Raw genomic sequence first — 21,635 nt, 5'->3', positions numbered from 1 at the left:
CAATAAATAGAATGACTATACCAGTATATTTCCAATGGGTTTTATTCGGATTACTTTGTGACATATCGTTTTATTAAAGGTTGAACCAACTTCCACAACATGTATCCGATTAAAGCCAAGAATAGTAATTGAGATCCGATATTGCGTAACAGGGCAAATGGAGGTGTCATGCCGTTGGATAGATAGAGGATCAATTCATTGACTGCATCCGGGAATGTACGAATAAATTTGTATAAGAAGTTGGGGATGATATAGAAAAAGTAGAAACCCATAAACAGGTTTACCACAATTGAATAGACCAGTAGTCCATATTTTGCAGCGGGACGTATTTGAAGGAGATAGGGAACCGTTTTTACTGGTAGTTTACGCATGCGTTTGTACCAATAACCAAGTAACTCTTTCGAACGGGTACGCAGGTTTGGAACGCCCAATAGGTCAGAAGCAATCCAATAACCGTCAAACTTAAAGAATGGGTTCAAGGTCATCAAAAATCCGAAGTTCATGATTAGGATGAGGTAACGCAGAATATCGTTTCCTGTTAGGAAGAAACCAATCAATAACCCGATCAACCAATAACTTTGGAAATAAACTCCGGCAATATTAACTATGCAACGTTGAATTCTATTCAGTTGCCATACTTCTGATACGTCAGTATAGAGTACCGGAAAGGTTAAGTATAACCCAAAACCGATACCACCGTGTTTTACACCAAAATGTTTACAGGCGGAAGCATGGCCGAGTTCATGAAAGAAAGAAGAGGAAAGTATAAAGACAAACAGTCCGACAACCATATAGATATTTACTTTTGTGTTAAATATCAACAGGTCGTTGGTTGTCAGAAAGAAATAGGCATCCAATAATAAGGTAATTGTCAATACCGCTAGCATATACGTTTTGTTAAATAAAAAGCGGAATGCATCTGAGAATTTGTCGATAGTAGATGCACTGAACAGTTCCTTTTCATAGAGAAAAGTCCGCTTTTTTTCTTTAGAGGAGAAAAGAGGGGTAATGAACTTACTTATAATTTGTTCTACTTGTTCAGAGGTATATTTCCCCTCTTTTCTGTTTACATATGTAGCGATGGCTTCCTCTTCCACCGGAGACTCCTGTAATACTTTTACCAATTCCACGATTGGAAGGCTTGCTTCGTAATATTGTCCGTTGTATGACAAAAGATATTGCCTCTCTTGCGTGGAAGAGGATAGCGGATGAATAGTAATATTATTGTATTTGTTCATTATCTTACTTTCATAATTGCACTGTTAATATTTTTGTCTATACTATTTGATTCTCGATCTGTTTTCTTTCCAAAATCGAAAGTGTAAGAGAATTTAATATAAGCAGTCTGTTGATAAATACGACTTGTTTGTATCTGATTGTATTTATATATACTATAATCAGCATATTCTTTGTAACGAACATGTTTGGAAAAAAGGTTCTCTGTACCTACTTCTGTCATCCAATTTTTCCCACTATAACGAATAGACATTCCATAAGTCGCTGGTATTTTCATAAATACCAAAGCCGTTTTATCCAATATTTTTTGAGGTGTTTTTGCATAAACATTGAAAGCAAATGATTTAATAAAATAGTTTATATCAAATATTGCGACATAACTATGTTGCTTTAATATTGGCTTATGAGGAACATACATATATGCGTAGTTAAAATCTGTCTTTATACGTAAATTGTCCGAAATGCGATTAGTTATTGATATATCTGCTTTAGCTGTATTATAAGAATCATCTGATGCATAACTACTGATCAATTTGTCTTCTTCCAAATAGTAATTAGTATATATATTGTTTATATCTTCTGTATACCATAATACACATTGGAAATTGAATAATCGATGGAGTGTTCCTTCGTATAATATGTACCATGCATGCATTTTTGTATTATCAAGATATGGATTTCCACGTTTAATACGGTAAAAGTCAATATCTTGGCTCACAGAGTTTAAATAGCTAATATTGGGTTGAGTGGTCCCTAGATTATATCCACATCCGATCATTTGTTTAGAATTTATATTGTGAACAATCCAAGTGTTAAGTCGCTTATTCCAAGAGCTTGAAAGATCATATCCATGTAGTTTATAATTTAGCCAAGTAATGATAGGGGATATCATAAATTTTGTTTTTTCACCAAAATTGTGAATATACATAAGTTGAAATAGGCTTTCTCCTGTCCACAAATGTTGCCACGATTTATAATTTCCATTGTAGTTTGAAGAGGTAATGTTGTGATAATGAGATATTCTACCATAGAAGGAGTTAGATTCATTAGGATCATATTGATATGCTATTTGCCCATCAAATGAATATAAATCTTCGTTTGTATTTGTATAAGTTTGTTGATTTTCTTCTATGTAAGTTCTTGCGTATTTATTGTTTGTATATCTACCATTCATTCTGGCAGTTAATTGCTGTTGTTTATTTAGATTAAATGTTCCTTCTAAATTTAGAGAAGCACGTATGCTTTTACTATTACTGTTGTCTGTTGATAATATATTGTATTCATTCTTGTTTTCTGAATAATTTAATATTTCATTTTGATTATTATGTGGTGTGATATCATGAATCACAGAGGTACTGGCTGACAGATTATGCTTTTGTGTATTATTAGCTATTTTGAATTGTGCAAATTGTTGATTATTACAATAATCAGCTTCTTGGTTTTGAGTGTTTCTATTGATTGTATGATTATTGAGAAACATATTTTCATCCTTAGTTATTTGTATGCCGTCATAACTTTGCATATTATGTCCTCCCCAAAATGAATAATAAGTATTATTATTACAAAATTTGGTTCCTATATTATAATCTCCTTTCAGATACCCTATGTTTTGTTCTCCACTTAAGGTAATATAGCCGCCTGTTTTATGAGTCTTAGTGATATAGTTGATGGATGCGGCATCACCGGTAAATGGTTTTTTGGTAGGTAGAATATAATATTCAATTCGTTCTATGTCTTTGGGTTGTAGGTTTTGTATCTCTTTGGAGTCTGCTTTTATCCCATTAATATATAGTGAAGCACCTCCAGTTACTGCATTTACAGTCTTTGTTTTTCGATTTACAGTAAGTCCAGGTATCATTAGATTGTATAACACGTCATAACCGGAAAAAGAATTTTTAATTTGTTTTTTATCTGGAATTATAAGTAAATGATCATTTTTCTTTATAAATGAACTTGCGGTAATAGTTACATCATTTAGTAAGATATTATTTGTTTTTAATATGATAGTAGGTAATTCAAGAGTGGAATTATACATTTCAAAATTGAAATATTGATTTATATAGCCAATGTGACTAATGGCTAAAATATATTTACCAGCATCAATGTCTTCAAATTGGAAGTAACCATTATTATCTGTTATTCCTCCTTTTATCATAGTAGAATCTAGAGATAAAACTTTTATAGTTACAGCTGGTAAATCAATATTTGATTCATCTTTAATATTCCCTTTTACAATATTTTGTGCTTGCAAAATGCTTGTAAGAGATAAGATGATAAGGAATAAATAATATTTCATATGAATAATTTAAAAGATATTGATAAATATAAAAAGTTGGAGAAACTCTATATTTTTTATAAATAAAGAGTCTCTCCAGTTTTAGATGTAGGATTAGTGTTTGTTGATGGCAATAATACCACCACAATTACCTTCGCAATTATCTGTAAGTGATACAGATTGAGATAAATCCTGGGTAGAGGCTAGATCTAATAAGCCCCCAATTGCAAGAGGGTCTGTTTCTAATCGATCCTCTAATTTTTCTACATCAAATTCTGAAACAGCTGAATTTAAGGAGAGCATTTCTTCATTCTCCATTTCTACTTTTCTCATGATAAATTAATTTAATATAATTCGGCATATGCCTTGTTTACTGTTTGATTAAATAGTTCTTTGAAAGTCGAACATTGATTTTCCCTTTTATTCATTATGAAATAGTGATAAGGGCATCCTCCACCACAAAAGAGAGCATATTTACAATGGTTACAAGGTTTTCTTTGGGCGATATCAGAATTGTGCCATCTATTTAAAACATTGTCATTCCATATTATCCCTTTTGAGGAATAAGTGCCTTCTACAAACTCTTTTTTCCCTATTACTTCCCAACAAGGATAAATATTCCCAATAGGGTCTAATACATAACCTCCTGATTGAGCTGTACATCCTATAGGATTAAAAGGTCTAGATCGCTTATTTTTTAATGCGTTATAAATTTTGTAATATTTGTTATTATCTAGTGGATCTATTCCTTGATTTATTTGTTTAGTTGTGAATTTTTGTAATGGTATAAATTTTAATCCTTTACGTTCTGTTTCTGTGAAATAATCATACTCTCTTAATCTTGCAGAGTAGATTTTAAAATTAGGATAATTAAAGAACTGATTTTCTTTGAAATAATCCTTTAATTCTATGAATTTTCCCAGATTGTATAAATCTGTATTCATTCGAACTACAATTTCTATATCTTTTTCTAAAGCTAGTTTAATATTTTCTATAATTCTGTCAAACGTATTATTATCTTTATAATGAATTCGACGTTGGTTATGCATCTCCTTAGGACCATCAATGGTTATTTGAAGTTTTTTTATCTTATCAGGAGATAATAAATTTAAGAAATGATTTATTTCATATCCATTTGTGATTGCAATGAATTGATATCCTCGTTTACAACCTTCCTCTACAATATAGTTTACGACTTCTTTATTTTCAGCTAATAAAGGTTCACCTCCATAAAGGGTGATTACATTACACCGTAATTCTTTGTGTGGTTGTATCATTTCTTGTATGTTATAGGCTATGTCTACTTGTTTCTTGGAAAATGATAGTTTATTTTTTCCATCTTTTTTATCTCTTTCCTCAAAACAATAGGGACAGCGAAAATTACAATTATAAGATATTACCCATGTAAAATAGGAGTTTAGAATATCACTGCCTTTGTGTAAAGCTTTTGCTATTCTTGCGACGTAAGCATATTCTTCTTCTTCTGTTTTAGTTGTTATATATCCTCGACTTAATAATAAATTCAATGTATTATTGGATAAATTGTTAGTCTTGGAAATGTTTTTTATTTTATCGAATAAATTTGCCGTTATAACATCTGCGGCTCCTGTATAACCATGAATTAGCATATATTTATCCTTATCTTTTTCCAGTTTTACAGGAATTGTATAAGAAGATGTTCTTAGCGTTTTCATATTGTTTAATGCCAAATTACTTTATTCTCTTTTATTTCAAAAAATCTCTCCGCTTTCCCTTTGGTATAATCGCGTAGCCAATACAAAGCCCCTTTCGACATCTGCTTGTAAAGCAGTCTGTCATCTTCGGTGGCTATTTGCTTACCTAATGATTTCCATTCTCCTTGTTCCAGATAGAACAATTCATATTCATGTCCTTTACGGATACCGTTATCATCGTTGCGGATGATGTAACGGATTTTGGAGATGGTTGCCTGTTGTTCCAATTCCAGTCCACCCCAGCTAAGCGTGTCGTTGGTGTGGAAGAAGGTCAATGGATCCCCATCAAACATGACTTCTGCTCCATTTCGGGGGTAATAGAGACTTGGTTCGTAATCGCCGATTACTTTTCCTTTTAAAGGCGTATCGTTATCCTTGGTATAAAATTCCAATTCTGCTATATTCCCACACGTTTGGTCGGACGACAGGTAACGGAGATATTTTACCGGTGTTGTCGGATTTTCGGAAGTAACGGTAGTGTACTTGAAATTCGGTTCTTCCGTGAATGAGTAAAATGTAACAGCATCACTGAAATCCGGGCGGTTTGCCCCTTGAATCTTTCCTCCTACCATGGTAGGAGGGAGGTAATCCAGATAGTTGGCATCCCGATGTTTTCGTTCCAATACGTATTCCATGGTCTCCGTTTGTGGAGTGTAGAATGATATTTGTCCTAAACTATCCAGCAGGAAAGCATCGCCAACCGGTTCCAGTTTGTCATTCCGGTACAAGGCAGTTTGATATACAATATTGGGCCCTACTGCTTTAAAATCGACTTTGTTTCCGGAGATTGTTCCCCAATCTATTGGTATCCAACCTTGTGTGTCGAATACACAGAGGTAAGCAAACCTACGATTGGGTTGTTCCGGTAATGGAATAGTAATATCTTTTGCTCCGATAAACGGATAATTGCCGGTCACGTCTAATAGATTGGCGTTCATGAAAAAAGGAGGAATTGCCTCATTCTCGTGTTGCATGGCCAATGAATTAGGCTGTTTGCCAAATGTTTTTTGATATACTTTAGGAATTGCGTTTTTGAAACGAATCAGATGTTCGTCCGGATTTTGTTCTGAGCCGGAGAAGTCGTGTGATGTCTTATTGTTGTCGTACACAACATTGAATACGTGCGAATTGTTATTGTCTCCCCAATGAGGTACGATTTCTACAGCAACCGGTATACCGACTGCCCGCATGGCAAAAACAGCCTGGTTTGCATAATCTCCGCATAAACCGAATTTGATATCAACCAATGTGGAGGGGCGCAAATCAATCGGCAAAACAGATGATTCTGCAATATGGATGGTCTGTTTGATCAGTTCGTTATTGATTGCAGTGCAGGCTTGTATGGCTGTTTGAATTGTATCTGATTTCAGGAATGGTTCAAATCGTTCCCGATACAATTGGCGCCAGCTTTCCGGCAGTTCCGATCCTACACGATAGGGCAGGATCAGTTCACAGAACTTATCGAAACTTAGGTGTTGGTTCCAAGGGCGGTTCCAGGCAGCAAAAACCTCTTCGATGTTTTCGATCAAGTAATCGGCAGACAACGTTTGGACATCTATGGTCACTGTAGGTTGCTCTTTCAAATATTGGGCTTTGCTGCTGAAATCAGCATAAATGGCAGGAATATCATATTCTTCCTGTTGGATTTGATAGACCGAATCGATAAATGTATAATATTCATCGATGGCTTTTCCTGTGTAATAATATTTGTCTGCCATATTCTCAATCAGGAAAAGGGCTGCCTGCAATTTGAGCGAATCTCCTGCTTTCTGATAATGCCGAATGACGTGGAACAGTTCTTCCCGATTACTCCCTGCCTTCGACAATGTTTCCTCTATGCCGGGGGAAGGTGTCGAAGTTTGACAGCCGTTCTCCAGCAAAAGGAATACTCCAAAACAACCGATGATATGGCGCGTTTTCATCTTTGTATAGAATTAAATGGTTGTTATTTGTTTAAATACCAAACTACCGGTTGGTTGTCTTTTGTCAATATTACCTGATAGTTGCCTTCCGGCAGATCGGACAAGGGGATAACCAATGATTCTTCGGCCGGAATGTTTATCAGGTCGGCATAGATTATTATACCGTTTGCATCTACGACCTGGATGTTGATATGATTGTATTGTTTGTCGGAATGGATGTAGAGGTCGTTCCCTTCTATATTTATGTAGAGGGAGATTGAACGGTTGTCTTTATCAACCCATTCATTTTTATTTTTATCTGCTTTTGCTTCTATTGGGAAAAAAGCAACAGAAACAATTGCTACCAATAACATTGTTATGAACTTTCTCATCTTCATTTTGCGTTATGTATTTGTTTTCGGACGCAAAATTAGAATCTACAGTTTGTACAGGGGGTGAAACTGCGTTCACAAATTGTTCACATTTTGTTTACACGTATATAACGGATTATAAATCAAGGATAAACCGATCGAATTCTTCTGCCTTTCCCTCTTTTCCATGTAGCTTTTTATATAGGCGTACACGGGAGTTGCTGATGGCAGAAGCACTGCGAAGAAGGATTTTGGCTATTTCTTTGACCGGGATTTGTATCTTAATCAGGTAGCAAATCCGAAGTTCATGTTGAGATATTTGCGGATATAATCTGTAAAGGCGATTAGTGAAATCGTTGTATGCTTGGTCAATCGCTTTTTGCAACTCCGGCCATTCTTCGTCGGAAACTTTTGGTTCGTCTTGAGCTGCCTGTTTATGAAACAATAGGTAAATGTCCGATTGCTTCAAAGAGTCTTCCTGCAAACTTTTCTCATCTCGTATGCTTCGGATCTTTTGATTGTTTTTCTTTAATAGTTCTATCTGTTGGGTCAACTTTTCTTTTTCTCCTTGAGATTGTTCGATCTCTTTTTCCAGTTTGGCTATTTTTTGTTCATTCTCTTTGATTCGGTTCAGGCTGTTTTGTTCCTGTTCCTTTTTTATATCAGCAATTCGCTGTTCTTTTTCTATAATAAGCCTTCTTTGTTTTTTTCTATATCGGTAAACCCATATAGCAATACCTATGACAATAATTATTGCAATAATTAATAATGTGTTTTTGTCTTTGTTCTTTTCGGCTAATATCCGATTTGCCTCTTCTATATGTTGATAGTTGTAAATTGCATGTATTTTCCCAATGGTTTCTGTACGAGTAATTGTTTCAATAGAGTCTTTTATCTCCAAGCTCTTTAGGGCATAGTCGAAAGCAGACTGATAGTTCCCTTTTCGAGCTTCCAGTTCGGCTAAGGCTTTGTTGCTGGTGCTTTTCAACCATATATTTTGATCGCTTTTGTTGGTTTGCAGGGTTTGTAAATAATAAAACTCAGCCGAGTCGGGTCGCGATATCAACGTATGATATTCAGCCCATCCTTGTAAATAGATGGCATTGTCTTTAAGTTCCGGAATCCGGGAAAAGATCTTTTGAGTGGAATCCGGTTTATTCCAACCCAAGTAAACATTCGCCAACTCGATTGATATTACTTCGATTATCTCCGGATCATTTGTTTCGTATGCTTTCCGGTAAGCTGCCTGGTAGTAATATTCCGCACTGTCTAGTTGCTTCAATTCATTGTGCATCCGTCCTATGTTCCGAAGTGCATATGCCTGTCCCGGATTTTCTTCTATGTTGAAATATTCATACGATTTTTGATAAACCTCTAAAGCATCTTCATATAGTGATTGATAAGCCAATAACCTTCCTATATCTTGGTAGATTCGTCCTAAAGTCAGATATTGTCGGCTATGTTTACTCGCTTCAGCAGCTTGCTGGCAGACGGCAAGTGCTTGCGGGACATTCTGCATATCCTGATAGACGGTACTTAAATAATAGTAGGCTTCCATCAGCTTGTCTTCATCCCCGTATGATTCGTAGAAACGGACTACCTCTTTCATCAACGAATCCGAATCGTGCCGTATATATTCTTTATATTCAGCTTTTGTCTTCAGCAATCTGTAGTACATCCGAGTCTCTTTTGGTTCATTTCGGATAACGGAATCAAGCGAAGTCAAATATATGAGCGCACTGTCCGAATGTTGCTCCATACATCGCATGGCTTGCAACATGGCTGCCGGATAAGGCCTGTTTAGTTGACAGGCATAGAGTATGATTAGTCCGGCGAAAAGTAATATGGGTTTAAGTCGCTTCATTCGGTTACAAAATTAATGAAAAAATTGCGAAATTCCCACGTTGACAGAATAATGCCAGGGCAACCACACCAAATTGTTTGAAAAGGGGGGCAGTATACCAGTTTAGGAGGGATGAGTTCCCCACTTTCCCCATGCCTATGGGGGGGGTTCCCCACAAGCATGGGGAATATGCCCCACATATATGGGGAAAAACCCCCACTGTGGTGGGGAAATCCTTTTCCCCTTACCAAGCATATCGTTTTTACTGGGTAATCTCTACCGCAGTTTGTTCCTGTTGAAATGCGGTCCAGCCTTGAAGATAAAAAAGAAAGTGGATAAAACTGTCAGGCAGGCTCCAAACAGATAAGCGTGGTTGAATCCACCGAATTCCTGTGCGATACTTCCGCCGATCATTAATCCGATTCCGATACCGACATCCCAGCTAGTGAGGTAGGTGGAAGTTGCCGTTCCGCGCTGGCTGTTGGGTGCCAGATTGACAAACAGGGTGTTGAATGCCGGGAACATGGTTCCGAAAGCAACACCTTGTGATAAAGCGATGGCTATATATAAATAGGAAGTGAACGTCGGATTCCATTTCATCAATGCATCGAGGGAAGCGAGCGCAAAGAAACTGGCACATGCCAGATACATCCCCAATGTAATAACCAGTGTGATACGCCCTTTATCTACTTGCCGGCCGGAAAACAGCCTGGAAGTCGCGAGTCCGATCGCCATAAAGGTGAAATAAAGTCCTGAATTGACAGATATACCGATCTCGTCGGCATACATTGCCACATAGGTGGTTGTCATCCCGTAAGGAATGGAAAGCATTAGTAGTGATATTCCTGCCCAAAGGCCTTTTACCAGGAAGAAGCGGTCGAGCGAAATCGGTTCTTTCTTTACCGGTTGCTTGTAAGGCGTTTTAACCAGATAAGCCATGATAAATCCCAAGAAGCAGGAAACCAGCGAGCAACTGAAAATCACTTCATAACTGAAACTGTTATGCATGAACAATCCGATCATCGGACCGAAACTCATTGCCAGATTATTCGCCATCCCGTAATATCCAATTCCTTCGCCACGACGTGAAGAAGGAAGAATGTCGATCACGATCGTATTACCCGATACCGTGACCATCCCGAATGCGAATCCGTGAAGAATACGCAGCACAATGAAAATACTCAACACGCTGGCAATCATATATCCGGCGAAAATGACCATAAATATAGCATAAGACAGTAGATATAACGGGCGACGGGCAAAGGTATCCAGCAGATATCCGGAAAACGGACGGATACAAAGACAGGCTATCGTATAACAGGACAGGATAAACCCGATCATCGACTTATCCGTCATAAACCGTTCCTGTAAATAGAAGGGCAGGATTGGCAGTATCAGGTAAAATGCAAAAAACAGCAGAAAATTAGCCGTTAATATGTTGCAAAAACCGGGTGATAATAACTTGTCTTTCGCCATAGCAGTGAATAGTAGAATGGTATTATTTGAAACCTAACTTATCAAAAAGTTCCCGCTCTTCTGTTGTCGCGTTCTTTACCGTATAAGCGGCAAACTCCCGGGGATGATGATAATTTGCCCGGAACCATTCGAACTTTTCCGGCGTTTCCCTCAGTGCTCTGTCTACACCAAGCGGACTAAAACTTTTAAGTATTGCGTGTTCGATACGATGTTCCGTCACTCCAGCGAGATCGATAACAGGATCGGCAGGCTCTGGCGGCATAACTTCTCTTAATTTCTCTATTTTCACACCGAAGAAACGTTCGATATTTTCCAGGCAGGTACGAGTCCCGTTGGCTTTGCCATCAGCGGAGAATCCGGCAATATGGGGGGTGGCAACGGCTGTAAGACTTAACAGTTCCCGGTCGATCGCCGGTTCGTTTTCCCAGCAATCTATCACTGCTTCGCTGATTTTTCCTGATTTCAGAGCTTTTATCAATGCCGTCGTATCGTGTACAGCTCCTCTTGAAGCATTTACAAACCAGGGCTTTTTACGTGTTTTGTTGAAAAAAACTTCGTTGGCAAGGTGACGGGTTGCAAAAGGTCCTTCTTTTGTCAACGGTGTATGGAAGGTGATGATATCAGCTTCTTCTGCGATCGTATCCAGCGAAACGAATCCTGCCGCTCCCTCTTCTTCTGCTCGTGGCGGGTCATTACGCAAGATATGTAAACCGTAAGCCGTACACAGTTTTTCCAGTTCTTTCCCGACATGCCCTACACCGACTATCCCGATCGTTTTTCCTTGAAGCGTTTCTCCTCTGCGAAGGGCTATCGTGATAAGTGAAGCCAATACGTATTGTGCAACCGAGACAGCATTGCAGCCAGGTGCATTTTTCCAGGTGATACCTACTTCATCACAATATTTTATGTCGATATGATCGAAGCCGATAGTCGCTGTAGTGATCAGTTTGACACGGCTACCTTGGAGCAATTCGCGCGTACATTTGTCGATGCTTCGTACAATGAGAGCATCTGCGTCGTGGATGGTTGAAGGAGTAAACTCGTTTGAGTTGAGGTATTTTATTTCTGCGATTGGTTCGGCTACGCCTTTTAGGTATGGGACCGTGTTGTCAGCTACTATTTTCATTTTATATGCTTTTTGCAGGGCAAAGATAGAGATTATTTGCGGAATAGACTGGTAGGTGATGGCTTGAAATCAGCATATCCATTGATAGATTATCGAAAAAGATTTTCTACCTTTGTCAACAGTATTTACAGAAAGCAAAACGATTATTTATGAATTTCAGCGAACAGTGTTACCGGATATTTGAACAGGCTACGAAAGCGTATCATGTTTCTGATGATGTGGATGCAACCATGCATAATCCGTATGAGGTAAAAAGTATAGAGTTTTATCTTTATTTGAAAAACTGGATTGATGCGGTACAGTGGCATCTGGAAGATATCATCCGTAATCCGGCAATCGATCCGGTGGAGGCAGTGGCTATCAAACGCCGTATAGACAAGTCTAATCAGGATCGTACCGACTTGGTGGAATTGATCGACAGTTTCTTTCTGGATAAATACAAAGAAGTGAAAGTATTGCCGGATGCGACGATCAATACGGAAAGTCCGGCATGGGCGGTCGACCGGTTGTCTATCCTGACATTGAAGATTTATCATATGGCCGAAGAGGCTAACCGCCCCGATGCAACTCCCGAGCATAAAGCGAAATGCGAAGAAAAGCTGAACGTGTTGCTGGAACAGAAGGTTGACCTGTCAACGGCTTTGGACCAGCTACTGGCTGATATAAAAGCAGGACGTAAGTACATGAAGGTGTATAAACAAATGAAAATGTACAATGACCCGGCATTAAACCCTGTGTTGTACGGGAAAAAATAAAACGGAATGAAACGGCAAAATACTTATTATGCGACTCTCTGCATGGGGTATTTTGCCTGGTTTCGATGATTTTCTCTGTCGCTAAAGCGAATTATACTGAATGGTCTTGATGGCAAATTGATGTTGTTTTTAGGAATAATATATCTTATTGTCTTGTTTTAGGCAGTTGCTGTGATTGTAATGTTTGTCAGGATAATTGAAATAGGAGAGTCTAGTATACAATATTTAACATCGTGTCTATTTATATGAATTTCCAATCACCGTTTTAAATAAATTGTCATCTCGTTTAAAACGAATTTTTTTTCATTTTAAATGAGATGAGGGTTTATTTAAGACGAAATATTTGTTAAATTCAGTCGGTGAAACTTTTTTGATGAGCCTTTTCCCCTTTAAAAACTATGCTGTACAGCAGATTTAGATTCCAGATGAAGCGAAAAGTTGTATTGGGTTTAAATATCTAATTCATATATTCATTTAGTCTTTTATATCATCATTTATGAATATTGACTATTGATAGATCAAAAGGATGTATTTGTGCAGTGAAAGTCTGAATAAGGATATTTGCTATCTTCTCCTGGGTGAGATAAAAGGTGCTGTGTCTGGTCAGGACTACATACAGCTTATTGCTGATAGGGATAATTTGACATTTTGATAAATACGATAATATCCTGTCGTAACAATGATTGCCGTGACAATATGACAACGGCATGTAATGAATTCAGATAACTTATTCCGGAAATAATTTATATCTTTGTGAACAGTATTGATAGAAGTTACGAATCATGAAAATGTATTAATTCATTACATGGCAAAAATACTTGTTATAAGACTTTCTGCTATTGGCGATGTTGCTATGACGGTTCCAGTGATCTACTCTGCCGCCAAAGCAAACCCCCAACATACGTTTACTGTACTTACGCAGGCTTTCCTGATACCTGTTTTTATGAACCGTCCGGCAAATGTGGACGTGATCGGTATCAATACGAAGGCGGCAGAAAAGACATTGGGCGGATTGCTCCGGTTTGCCTCTGCGTTGGTCAAGTATGAGTATGATGTCGTATTGGATTTGCATAATGTGATCCGTACCATGATTATCCGAGGTATGTTCCGGATAAAAGGGAAAAAGGTTTATGTTGTTGATAAGGCAAGGAAGGAACGGAAACGGCTGACCGAGCGTAATCATAAGGAACTGAAACCCTTGCGTCCGGTGATAGAACGCTATGCCGATGTGTTCCGTGCTGCCGGTCTGAACTATACGGAAACTTTCACATCCCTTTATGAATCGAAGCCGGCCGATTTGTCGGCTATGGAAGCCGTGGCCGGAACAAAGACCGGTAAATGGATTGGAATTGCCCCGTTTGCCAAGCATCGCGGAAAAATCTATCCGGTGGACGATATGGAACAGGTTGTCGCTCGCTTGTCGGAAAATGAAGATTATACGATCTTTCTGTTGGGAGGTCGTGGTTATGAAGAAGCTGTTTTGGAGCAATGGGCATTCCAGTATCCGCGTGTAAAAAGTGTCGTCGGCCGTTATTCGCTGGATAACGAACTTGCCTTGATCAGCCGGTTGGACGTATTGCTTTGTATGGACTCAGCCAATATGCATTTCGCTTCTCTGGTCGATACAAAAGTGATTTCGGTCTGGGGAGCAACGCATCCCTATGCCGGATTTTACGGTTATCATCAGGACCCGAAAAATGCCGTTCAACTCGATCTTCCTTGTCGTCCCTGTTCAGTCTTCGGCCAGAAGCCTTGTTTCCGGGGGGATTGGGCGTGCATGACACAGATTACGCCGGAGATGATTGTGGATAAGATAAATTCCACCTTGCAGAAATGAAAGTAGTAACGAATCCGGCATATCCTTTCCTGGCAGATTTTTTTTGTCATTTATCCGACCGTTTTGAGACGGAAGGAATCACGATATATGAGGGACGAAACGTGTTGAAGCGGTTTAATATCGAAGGATGTGAACTGGTGGTGAAGAGTTTCAAGGTCCCGTTCTTTGTCAATCGGGTTGTTTATACGTTATTCCGGAAATCAAAGGCCAGGCGTTCGTATGAATATGCTTTCGAGATATTGAAGCGGGGGAGCAACACGCCGGAACCTCTTGGATACATAGAAGAATATAAACATGGCCTGTTGAATCATAGCTATAGTGTTTCTGCGTATAGCGGAGCTTCCGATATCCGGGAATACATGAACGGACAGCTGAAGGATAAAACCTTGTTGACTGCATTAGGTGTTTTTATAGCCAGTCTGCATCAGGCTGGAATTTTTCATATAGATTTATCACCGGGAAATATCCTGTATTATAAGGAACAGGAAACTTTTCGTTTCACTCTGGTAGATATCAACCGGATGCAATTTAAGAAAATAACAGTACAGGATGCGATCAGGAACTTTTCACGGTTGGCCATTTCCCGTGAAGCATTGTCATGTGTCACCTGTGAATATGCACGGATTCGCGGGTTGGATGAGGACTCTTTTGTACGGCAGACTAATCAATACAGTGATCGTGTTTATAAAAAGTACGCTTCCCATCTGGCATGTAAAGCCTGGAGGAAAGAGGGTGGAAATTGGTTTACCCAACCTTATTTCCAGTACGTCATGGCGAATCTGTTCAGTCATTGTCCTCTTTTCACGAAGGCTGTGCGAGATCGTTTCCATAAAAAACGTATCCGGATTTATACCTCTTGCATATTGCCGTTTGATTTCCGTAAAGTCTTTCCTGAAAGCTCTCAGGAGGATTGATCCTCTTTTTTTTGTGATTGGGAGGTCCAGCCTGTTATCTGTGAGCAGTGGCTGATATAATATGATTCTTCTTCCGACAGATTTTTAGAATCGTTATACCATGGCTTATGTTCAGCCTGATAAGGGTATGCCGTGCGGTATGCCTCAACCGACCGGCTTCTGCTCAGTCCGACATGCGGTCGGTAAAGGGCGAAAGTCGTATCGATGGGAGCCCGGAATAAACCGTTTTCGGTCGGACGGGCATAGTATTGTTTTTCCCAGTCAATTACTTTTTGCTTATGCTCGTACTGATCCGGCAGATTATCGATCCGTAATGAAAAACCGATTTTGCGGGCAAACGGATGCGCTTTCAGTTCTTTCAGGAAATAATCGATGAAATCGTCCGGACAATCAGCTATGGGGATGACATCTGAATCCGTATAGATATAATAGTCATTACAAAATTTCTTCTTCAACTCTGATTTCCACAGAGCCTTGAATCCGAGGTTCTCTTTAAGCCGGAATACGGTAAAGGGGCATGTCTGGTAATATTCCAGCAGAGGCGGGTAGGTTGAAGCGTTATCCAATATATAAATACGCGTATATCCTCTTGAAGTCAGACTGTCCGTCAATTGGATGAGTGTTGTCAACCGGTTGAAGTTATTGATGATAATAGGGATGTCCTTCCCGTTTGATATGTGGGATGGTATTATCTTTCCTTTGAGGAAATAATAATAATTCGCGATGGCTGTAGTCAGTTTCTTTAGCATATAGAGTAATAATTTATTTAGATGCTCTGATTAATCCTCTGCGTAAATAAGGGGGCTGCATGTCATGATTGTGTGTGTAGATCATGTAGCCTTTTGAAAAACTTGTTTTGAATCCGTTACCCTGCAATATGTCCGTTAATACAACTTCATCATCATGCCGGTGATAAGTACATAACGCAATTTGCATGGATTTATTTTCATTTATCAGACGTTTTGCCCCGTACAATAGATCTCGTTCTGCTCCTTCAACATCGGCTTTTATAAAATTCACAGAGGAGTCGTCAGAGAAAAACGAATCGAGAGTTATGCAGGTATCGGTATCTTTATTTCCGACAAATTTGTGAATAATGGATACTTTCTCTTTCCAGGGTTCAAATGTTTTTTCCAGAGCCTCTATCCAGTCGTTATCTGTTTCAAAAAGATAAACATGTTGTACTTTATCTATTACACTGAGCGAAAAGTTCCCTTCCGCAGCTCCGATATCTGATAGAATATCATTGTCTTTAACATTGAAATTTCCATCGGTATAACGGTGAGGAGAAGCTATGTCTTGTTCTGCTTGCAGGGCGTTGTAGGCACGCTGTATCCGCTTTACGGACCATTTACGTTTGAAATAAAGTCTTTTCTCTTCGTGCAGGACGTATTTTAGCTGAGAGTCGTCATCCGTGAAAACCTGAATGTCTTTCGCTTTGTACTGCTCCGTAAATGATGAAAGAAATGTTGTTATAGGATGTGATCTTAAGTATCCGATTGCTTCTTTCTGCTCATTGGATAATGAATTTTGCGGAAGAGAATCGAAATAAGACAGGATGACTTTTCTGAATAATTTTCTGCGGAGGCCGTGGGGTAAAATCCGACATTTGTAAAAAGAAGATAAAGCGAACATGATTGATCTGTTTTGATAGGTTTATTATATTTATTATTGGAATGAGATGAATTCTGTCTGCACATAATATCCGGACAAAGATAATGATTTTCTTTTGTATGGTAGGTTGGAAGGCGTGCATATTCTTACTGAATATTTTGCAACTAAGAATCCATTCTCTACCTTTGTGGGGTAAAAGAGAGAAGAGATAGGCATTCTTTTCATATTATAAACTATATATGTATGATTCCGAAAGTAATTCATTTGTGCTGGTTTAGTGATGATCCTTTTCCTGTTGAAATAAAAATCTGTTTGGCAAGTTGGAAACGAATATTGCCGGATTATACGGTAAGGCGCTGGACCTATGCTGATGCGATGGCTATTGGCTGTGATTTTATAGCAGAGGCATTGCATGCTAAGAAATGGGCTTTTGCGGCAGATGCTGTACGTTTTTATGCGATTTATAAAGAGGGAGGAATATACATGGATAGCGATATGCTTGTAGAGAAACGCTTCGACTCTTTTATACCTCAGCATGGTTTTGCAACGTTTAATGAGCTGTGGGGTACGCTTTTTTTACAGGCTGCTTTCCTGATTGGAGAACAGGGAAATGCTTATTGTAAGGAGGTTTTTGAATATTACAACCAACGTCATTTTCTATTGCCTGACGGAGCTTTCGATATGTTGATCTCACCCAAGATTATGACGATGATTGCTGAGAAAAAAGGATATAAGAGGGAAGATGTCGAGCAGCGTTTGGGAGATGATATAATTATCTATCCAAGTTGCTACGTTTCTCCGTGTAAAACAATCAGATATCCTGAGGCTTTTGCCTGCCATCAGGTGTATGGCAGTTGGCGAAAACGTCGCTTCGGTAGAAAAATTGAGCGATTTTTAAAGCATATATGCCTTGTGGTTCGTTTTGCATTATTCAAACGGTAGAAAAAAATTGGATACGGAGAGTCTGAAAAGACTCTTATCGGCTTGGAATATCTAAAAGTGGATAATCGGTTGCCAGAACTTTTTCATTTTCCGTTTATACCATGAATGGCATCCGAAAGGTAACTGTCCGCCTGTCAGCTTATAACAGTAAGCCGGATATTTATCGAAGGCGAATCGGATTGCTTCCATAGCTTCCGGATAAATGAACCCTGTTGCTTCTGTTGCCCAGAACACGTCTTCATTATAGAGGTGATGCCGGTCTTGCGCCAGGTAGAAATTGATACGGTCTGCCTGTTCGCGGGTTACCCGGTAGTGGCTGTCGGTTTTGCGTAATGATAATCCTCCGTTCCCGATTTTGTTGTAGAGGTCTTGTTTGGATGGCTCTCCTTTTTGCCGGTGGTAGATATGTGCCAGATGCATAATGGTGGAGATAATGGGAAAGCGATATACCGGTTTTTGCAGCCAGGGAGCACCGATGTAATCATAGCCTTTGCTGCACCATTCCTTTAACTCATCCCGGAAAACAAAGGCATCCAGTTGGTAGATCAGTATATAAGTGCTGTCAAGGAACCGTTCGTAAAAAACGGAAGCAAGCATTAACCGGTTGTAACCACTGATCCCTTTAAAATAAGCATCATCGAATGACGTAAATGTCAATCTGGGAAATTCAGCCTGTAGTTCTGAAAGGTCCAAAGACTCGGGCTTTATTACAACCAGCGGATAAGCCTTTAAAATATCGTATGCCTGCATCAACGAACGTTTTTCCGTCGCAGTGAACGTATTTTTATAGATGGGTATGATTACTTTTACTAACTCCACAATTTACTACTATAACTTGTTATTGCGTCCAAAGATAACTAAAACTAAATAATTTGATCTAATCATGGTTGAGTGATTTCTGATCGAATGTAAGAAAAATCATTTCATAACAAATCTTTAACCAGACCAGAATACAGAACCATGACTTTACTACATATGGATGAACTATAGCCCTTCGGAAAAAGGGAGGTGTTAATTCCGTTGTAGAAATAGCGACGACGATAATGGTTAGTATAAGCAACCAATAGTTCAGTTTTTTATTTGAAGCAGGTGAGTTGACATACCAGATACCTACTCCAAGCATGGCCGTTACATAAGAACTAGCCTCGCTTCCGGAACTGAACAAGACTGTGAAAAGCAGTACATTGGCTAGTAGCAGGAAACGGAAAGAGAGACTTTTGTATTGCCTGATACGCAGATATGGAATAAAAAATAAAATGAGTCCGGGAACTATCAGCCATAAGTCGCTGTAATCAGGATTTCCGGATACTCTTCTGACTAATCCCAGTAAAGATATATTCTGTGAAATGGCGAACATATTATGTGAGTTTTTCTCAGTGATGGCTATAAACCAATCCTGATACTGGCTCATCGTATATTCCAATCCAAAGAAAGGAATCGGGAATATGAATAAAAGGATCGTCCAGAATAAACAAGATAGTAAGAATTTTATCTTGTGTTTTGAGAAAAAGAAGAAAGCCAGTCCGACAATTGAATATATTTTTACAAATGTACCGAGCAATATGACAAATGCTGCCCAAAAGTCTTTTTTCTTTTCGATAAAAGCAAAGGCCAACAGGATAAAGGCAGCGACAGATATATTGAATTGCTGGACTAACTGGGCTGTTATCAATTCGATATAAGCAGTCCAGCATATTATCGCTTTTTGATTTTTTGACAGGGGGAGTTGCTGTATGGCGTAAAATAGCAGGGCTGTATTGGCCATTACCCATAATACCATTCCCAACCACTGGGGGAGAATGGCAAAAGGTGAAATGATAAAACTGAATATGATTCCGTAAAGATTGACGTCGCCATATTCTTCAGGATAAGGACCGTATAATGTGAGTCCGTGTATCGCGTGATTGTAAACACCTTCAAATATCTTGTAATTGTTGAACTTTCCGATAATCAACTTGGCTATGACTGTAATTGCTGCTGTAACCAGCCATATTGCAAGAATAGTTTTGTTTTCTTTAAATTTAGGATTATGTAGAAAGGAGGTTACAAATTTGAGTTTACTGTTTATTTGAGGTCTGCTACTTACTATTCCCATTTTGTATTATGTTTTGTTGAAATGAAGAAAAGGTCATAAAAGTATAGTCCTTTTTTATAGAGAAGGATATCAAATCGTCCAATCGTTTTATCATACCTTCTCCCGAATGATTGGTTATGATAAATGGTAAATTCCATTTTTTCAGATTGGTAAATTCCCAGGGGTGAAAATAAGTAACAATGTAGCCATCGTGTTTCAACGTTCTCTGAAATAACCACCGATAGACTTTAGCCGGGAGGTTATGGTAGGCCAGCCAGAATAGAGGAAAACGGAAAACAGGAGAAACAGATGCAGGAAGTTGTAGGACGTCATCTTTGTAAAACCACGTGCGGGGTTTATCCAGGTGGTTGTATCTTCCCGGAATACATGTCGGGTTTAATGAAGAATTATATGTATATCCTGCTTTTTTTATTTCTTTTTCATCGATCGGCATCATACGTGCCATACGGAATCCTTTTACGGATTGCCCGGTTTGTTGCTCGAGAAATTCGCGTGAACGTCTCAGATCTTCAATTTCAAATGAAGAGTGATGGTATCCGTGTGAGGCGATCTCATGACCGTCCTGTAGGATACTCTTGATGATTTCAGGAGCGTGAACTGCGAAATTGACCGTGCAGAAGAATGTAGCATGTACCTGGTGTTTTTTAAGGCAAGCCAATATCTCTTTGGTTCCTTCGACAGATACAGCCATTTGTTGTTCAAATGGCACTTCTATCCCATGTTCCAGCGGGAGATCGAATTCTTCAATATCAAAACTGAGTAGTATCATTGCTGAGTAAAATTGAAAAAAAGTTTACCATTTCACGTTTGAGCACTTTAAATCCCATATCAGAGACAGTTAAGCCGTCTCTGATATGGGATTGTACAGCCTGTATATTCATTTTTTTTCGTTGTGCCTTGTATATAAATTCAGTATCAAACAAGAAGCTATTAACTTTTGTTGATAAAAAAATCGTTTTGCCTGAGCGGTTGAATCCTTTGAGTCCGCCTTGAGTATCACGTATTTTTAAACGAAGGAAAACTGCGTTGCATAAATGGGACGATTCGGAAAGAAATCTCCGGAAAGGCGGTAAATTTTTTTGGTAATTCCTGTCTCTTATGGCAACAACGATATCTGCTCCGTTGAGTAATGTGTTGATTACTTGTCTGAAAGAACTATCTGTGTAGGGAAAGTCATAGTCGGTATATATGATATATTCCGATTGACAATGCTGCACGGCTTCACGCAGAGCATATCCTTTTCCTCTGTTGGGACGATAGTCAATTACTTGGACTCCGGGGATTCCGTTTTTTAATGCGGCAACTACTTCCGGTTCGTATCCGCGTTTAGAACCGTCACTGACAATAAGCAAGTGAAAATTTACAGGATTAAACAAGGATTGTATCTCTTTGAATTTCCTGATAACCTTTTGCTCCCAGCCGGAAGGTGGGTTATAGCAAGGTAAAATAAGATCAATATCTGCTCTGCAATTCATCTTCTATTTCTTTAATCAACTCTATAGGTAAACAGATGCTCT

Annotated in this window: 19 protein-coding genes; 4 read left to right on the top strand and 15 right to left on the bottom strand. The window is 38.8% G+C overall.

Going from position 1 to position 21,635, the window contains the following annotated elements; all coding sequences use genetic code 11:
* Nucleotides 1-50 precede the first annotated feature (50 nt).
* The 9 genes from NBH15_RS01770 to pdxB all read right to left on the bottom strand — a co-directional run bounded on the left by NBH15_RS01770 (nucleotide 51) and on the right by pdxB (nucleotide 11,961).
* A complete protein-coding gene (locus tag NBH15_RS01770; RefSeq protein ID WP_250821855.1) occupies nucleotides 51-1,238 on the bottom strand; it encodes a zinc metalloprotease in 1,188 nt (395 codons plus the stop codon).
* The gene (locus tag NBH15_RS01765) at nucleotides 1,238-3,532 is read right to left on the bottom strand and encodes a carboxypeptidase-like regulatory domain-containing protein (RefSeq protein ID WP_250821854.1); all 2,295 of its coding nucleotides are present in this window, start codon (nucleotides 3,530-3,532) and stop codon (nucleotides 1,238-1,240) included. Before NBH15_RS01765 ends, NBH15_RS01770 begins: the two co-directional genes overlap by 1 nt.
* A gap of 93 nt (nucleotides 3,533-3,625) precedes the next feature.
* Nucleotides 3,626-3,844, bottom strand: a complete 219-nt coding sequence (locus tag NBH15_RS01760) for a hypothetical protein (protein ID WP_250821853.1) — start codon at nucleotides 3,842-3,844, stop codon at nucleotides 3,626-3,628.
* An 11-nt stretch (nucleotides 3,845-3,855) separates the two neighbouring features.
* Nucleotides 3,856-5,205: a radical SAM/SPASM domain-containing protein gene (locus tag NBH15_RS01755; RefSeq protein WP_250821852.1), complete on the bottom strand. Its 1,350-nt coding sequence runs from the start codon at nucleotides 5,203-5,205 to the stop codon at nucleotides 3,856-3,858.
* Nucleotides 5,206-5,210: 5 nt separating this feature from the next.
* Nucleotides 5,211-7,166: a transglutaminase-like domain-containing protein gene (locus tag NBH15_RS01750; RefSeq protein WP_250821851.1), complete on the bottom strand. Its 1,956-nt coding sequence runs from the start codon at nucleotides 7,164-7,166 to the stop codon at nucleotides 5,211-5,213.
* A gap of 23 nt (nucleotides 7,167-7,189) precedes the next feature.
* Complete coding sequence (locus NBH15_RS01745) at nucleotides 7,190-7,537, bottom strand: DUF3244 domain-containing protein (protein WP_250821850.1); 348 nt, start codon at nucleotides 7,535-7,537, stop codon at nucleotides 7,190-7,192.
* A 115-nt stretch (nucleotides 7,538-7,652) separates the two neighbouring features.
* Nucleotides 7,653-9,380: a tetratricopeptide repeat protein gene (locus tag NBH15_RS01740; protein ID WP_250821849.1), complete on the bottom strand. Its 1,728-nt coding sequence runs from the start codon at nucleotides 9,378-9,380 to the stop codon at nucleotides 7,653-7,655.
* Between the two features lie 255 nt (nucleotides 9,381-9,635).
* Nucleotides 9,636-10,835, bottom strand: coding sequence for an MFS transporter (locus tag NBH15_RS01735; RefSeq protein ID WP_250821848.1), 1,200 nt, complete (start codon nucleotides 10,833-10,835; stop codon nucleotides 9,636-9,638).
* Between the two features lie 22 nt (nucleotides 10,836-10,857).
* On the bottom strand, nucleotides 10,858-11,961 hold the full coding sequence (pdxB, locus tag NBH15_RS01730; RefSeq protein ID WP_250821847.1) for a 4-phosphoerythronate dehydrogenase PdxB: 1,104 nt from the start codon (nucleotides 11,959-11,961) through the stop codon (nucleotides 10,858-10,860).
* Nucleotides 11,962-12,110: 149 nt separating this feature from the next.
* On the opposite strand from pdxB, the gene NBH15_RS01725 reads away from it, so the two are divergent.
* The 3 genes from NBH15_RS01725 (at nucleotide 12,111) to NBH15_RS01715 (ending at nucleotide 15,467) form a co-directional block, all read left to right on the top strand.
* Nucleotides 12,111-12,716 (top strand): DUF4254 domain-containing protein, encoded by a 606-nt coding sequence (locus tag NBH15_RS01725; RefSeq protein WP_046145740.1) that lies wholly within the window; start codon nucleotides 12,111-12,113, stop codon nucleotides 12,714-12,716.
* Nucleotides 12,717-13,521: 805 nt separating this feature from the next.
* Complete coding sequence (locus NBH15_RS01720) at nucleotides 13,522-14,553, top strand: glycosyltransferase family 9 protein (protein WP_046145738.1); 1,032 nt, start codon at nucleotides 13,522-13,524, stop codon at nucleotides 14,551-14,553.
* Nucleotides 14,550-15,467 (top strand): lipopolysaccharide kinase InaA family protein, encoded by a 918-nt coding sequence (locus tag NBH15_RS01715; RefSeq protein ID WP_046145737.1) that lies wholly within the window; start codon nucleotides 14,550-14,552, stop codon nucleotides 15,465-15,467. The genes NBH15_RS01720 and NBH15_RS01715 overlap by 4 nt, the downstream gene beginning before the upstream one ends.
* On the opposite strand, the gene NBH15_RS01710 is transcribed toward NBH15_RS01715, so the two are convergent.
* Nucleotides 15,455-16,216, bottom strand: a complete 762-nt coding sequence (locus tag NBH15_RS01710) for a glycosyltransferase (RefSeq protein ID WP_009860680.1) — start codon at nucleotides 16,214-16,216, stop codon at nucleotides 15,455-15,457. The genes NBH15_RS01715 and NBH15_RS01710 overlap by 13 nt on opposite strands.
* Nucleotides 16,217-16,229: 13 nt before the next feature.
* Nucleotides 16,230-17,102 (bottom strand): FkbM family methyltransferase, encoded by an 873-nt coding sequence (locus NBH15_RS01705; RefSeq protein ID WP_009860681.1) that lies wholly within the window; start codon nucleotides 17,100-17,102, stop codon nucleotides 16,230-16,232.
* 222 nt (nucleotides 17,103-17,324) lie between these two features.
* Here NBH15_RS01705 and NBH15_RS01700 point away from each other — a divergent pair, with 222 nt between their 5' ends.
* Entirely contained in the window at nucleotides 17,325-18,023 is a 699-nt protein-coding gene (locus tag NBH15_RS01700; RefSeq protein ID WP_046145736.1) for a glycosyltransferase family 32 protein, read from the top strand.
* A gap of 51 nt (nucleotides 18,024-18,074) precedes the next feature.
* Here NBH15_RS01700 and NBH15_RS01695 read toward each other — a convergent pair whose 3' ends face one another.
* The 4 genes from NBH15_RS01695 to NBH15_RS01680 are packed head-to-tail and all read right to left on the bottom strand — an operon-like array spanning nucleotide 18,075 to nucleotide 21,593.
* Nucleotides 18,075-18,842: a DUF5672 family protein gene (locus NBH15_RS01695; protein ID WP_046145735.1), complete on the bottom strand. Its 768-nt coding sequence runs from the start codon at nucleotides 18,840-18,842 to the stop codon at nucleotides 18,075-18,077.
* A 58-nt stretch (nucleotides 18,843-18,900) separates the two neighbouring features.
* The gene (locus NBH15_RS01690; protein ID WP_250821846.1) at nucleotides 18,901-20,118 is read right to left on the bottom strand and encodes a glycosyltransferase family 87 protein; all 1,218 of its coding nucleotides are present in this window, start codon (nucleotides 20,116-20,118) and stop codon (nucleotides 18,901-18,903) included.
* Nucleotides 20,102-20,887, bottom strand: a complete 786-nt coding sequence (locus tag NBH15_RS01685; protein WP_250821845.1) for a polysaccharide deacetylase family protein — start codon at nucleotides 20,885-20,887, stop codon at nucleotides 20,102-20,104. Before NBH15_RS01685 ends, NBH15_RS01690 begins: the two co-directional genes overlap by 17 nt.
* The gene (locus NBH15_RS01680) at nucleotides 20,868-21,593 is read right to left on the bottom strand and encodes a glycosyltransferase (protein ID WP_250821844.1); all 726 of its coding nucleotides are present in this window, start codon (nucleotides 21,591-21,593) and stop codon (nucleotides 20,868-20,870) included. The genes NBH15_RS01685 and NBH15_RS01680 overlap by 20 nt, the downstream gene beginning before the upstream one ends.
* Nucleotides 21,594-21,635 lie beyond the last annotated feature (42 nt).

The sequence above is a fragment of the Parabacteroides caeci genome, assembly GCF_023656795.1.
GTDB lineage: Bacteria > Bacteroidota > Bacteroidia > Bacteroidales > Tannerellaceae > Parabacteroides > Parabacteroides segnis.
The sequence above is the reverse complement of the archived record's forward strand: the minus strand, read 5'-3'. Positions and strand labels throughout refer to the sequence as shown.

What these genes read in the sequence shown, in the direction of transcription:
- NBH15_RS01690 (WP_250821846.1), bottom strand. Translation starts at nt 20,118, where the DNA reads ATGGGAATAGTAAGTAGCAGACCTCAAATAAACAGTAAACTCAAATTT.
- NBH15_RS01740 (WP_250821849.1), bottom strand. Translation starts at nt 9,380, where the DNA reads ATGAAGCGACTTAAACCCATATTACTTTTCGCCGGACTAATCATACTC.
- NBH15_RS01705 (WP_009860681.1), bottom strand. Translation starts at nt 17,102, where the DNA reads ATGTTCGCTTTATCTTCTTTTTACAAATGTCGGATTTTACCCCACGGC.
- NBH15_RS01760 (WP_250821853.1), bottom strand. Translation starts at nt 3,844, where the DNA reads ATGAGAAAAGTAGAAATGGAGAATGAAGAAATGCTCTCCTTAAATTCA.
- NBH15_RS01680 (WP_250821844.1), bottom strand. Translation starts at nt 21,593, where the DNA reads ATGAATTGCAGAGCAGATATTGATCTTATTTTACCTTGCTATAACCCA.
- NBH15_RS01710 (WP_009860680.1), bottom strand. Translation starts at nt 16,216, where the DNA reads ATGCTAAAGAAACTGACTACAGCCATCGCGAATTATTATTATTTCCTC.
- NBH15_RS01745 (WP_250821850.1), bottom strand. Translation starts at nt 7,537, where the DNA reads ATGAGAAAGTTCATAACAATGTTATTGGTAGCAATTGTTTCTGTTGCT.
- NBH15_RS01750 (WP_250821851.1), bottom strand. Translation starts at nt 7,166, where the DNA reads ATGAAAACGCGCCATATCATCGGTTGTTTTGGAGTATTCCTTTTGCTG.
- NBH15_RS01700 (WP_046145736.1), top strand. Translation starts at nt 17,325, where the DNA reads ATGATTCCGAAAGTAATTCATTTGTGCTGGTTTAGTGATGATCCTTTT.
- NBH15_RS01725 (WP_046145740.1), top strand. Translation starts at nt 12,111, where the DNA reads ATGAATTTCAGCGAACAGTGTTACCGGATATTTGAACAGGCTACGAAA.
- NBH15_RS01685 (WP_250821845.1), bottom strand. Translation starts at nt 20,887, where the DNA reads ATGATACTACTCAGTTTTGATATTGAAGAATTCGATCTCCCGCTGGAA.
- NBH15_RS01715 (WP_046145737.1), top strand. Translation starts at nt 14,550, where the DNA reads ATGAAAGTAGTAACGAATCCGGCATATCCTTTCCTGGCAGATTTTTTT.
- NBH15_RS01720 (WP_046145738.1), top strand. Translation starts at nt 13,522, where the DNA reads ATGGCAAAAATACTTGTTATAAGACTTTCTGCTATTGGCGATGTTGCT.
- NBH15_RS01770 (WP_250821855.1), bottom strand. Translation starts at nt 1,238, where the DNA reads ATGAACAAATACAATAATATTACTATTCATCCGCTATCCTCTTCCACG.
- pdxB (WP_250821847.1), bottom strand. Translation starts at nt 11,961, where the DNA reads ATGAAAATAGTAGCTGACAACACGGTCCCATACCTAAAAGGCGTAGCC.
- NBH15_RS01755 (WP_250821852.1), bottom strand. Translation starts at nt 5,205, where the DNA reads ATGAAAACGCTAAGAACATCTTCTTATACAATTCCTGTAAAACTGGAA.
- NBH15_RS01735 (WP_250821848.1), bottom strand. Translation starts at nt 10,835, where the DNA reads ATGGCGAAAGACAAGTTATTATCACCCGGTTTTTGCAACATATTAACG.
- NBH15_RS01765 (WP_250821854.1), bottom strand. Translation starts at nt 3,532, where the DNA reads ATGAAATATTATTTATTCCTTATCATCTTATCTCTTACAAGCATTTTG.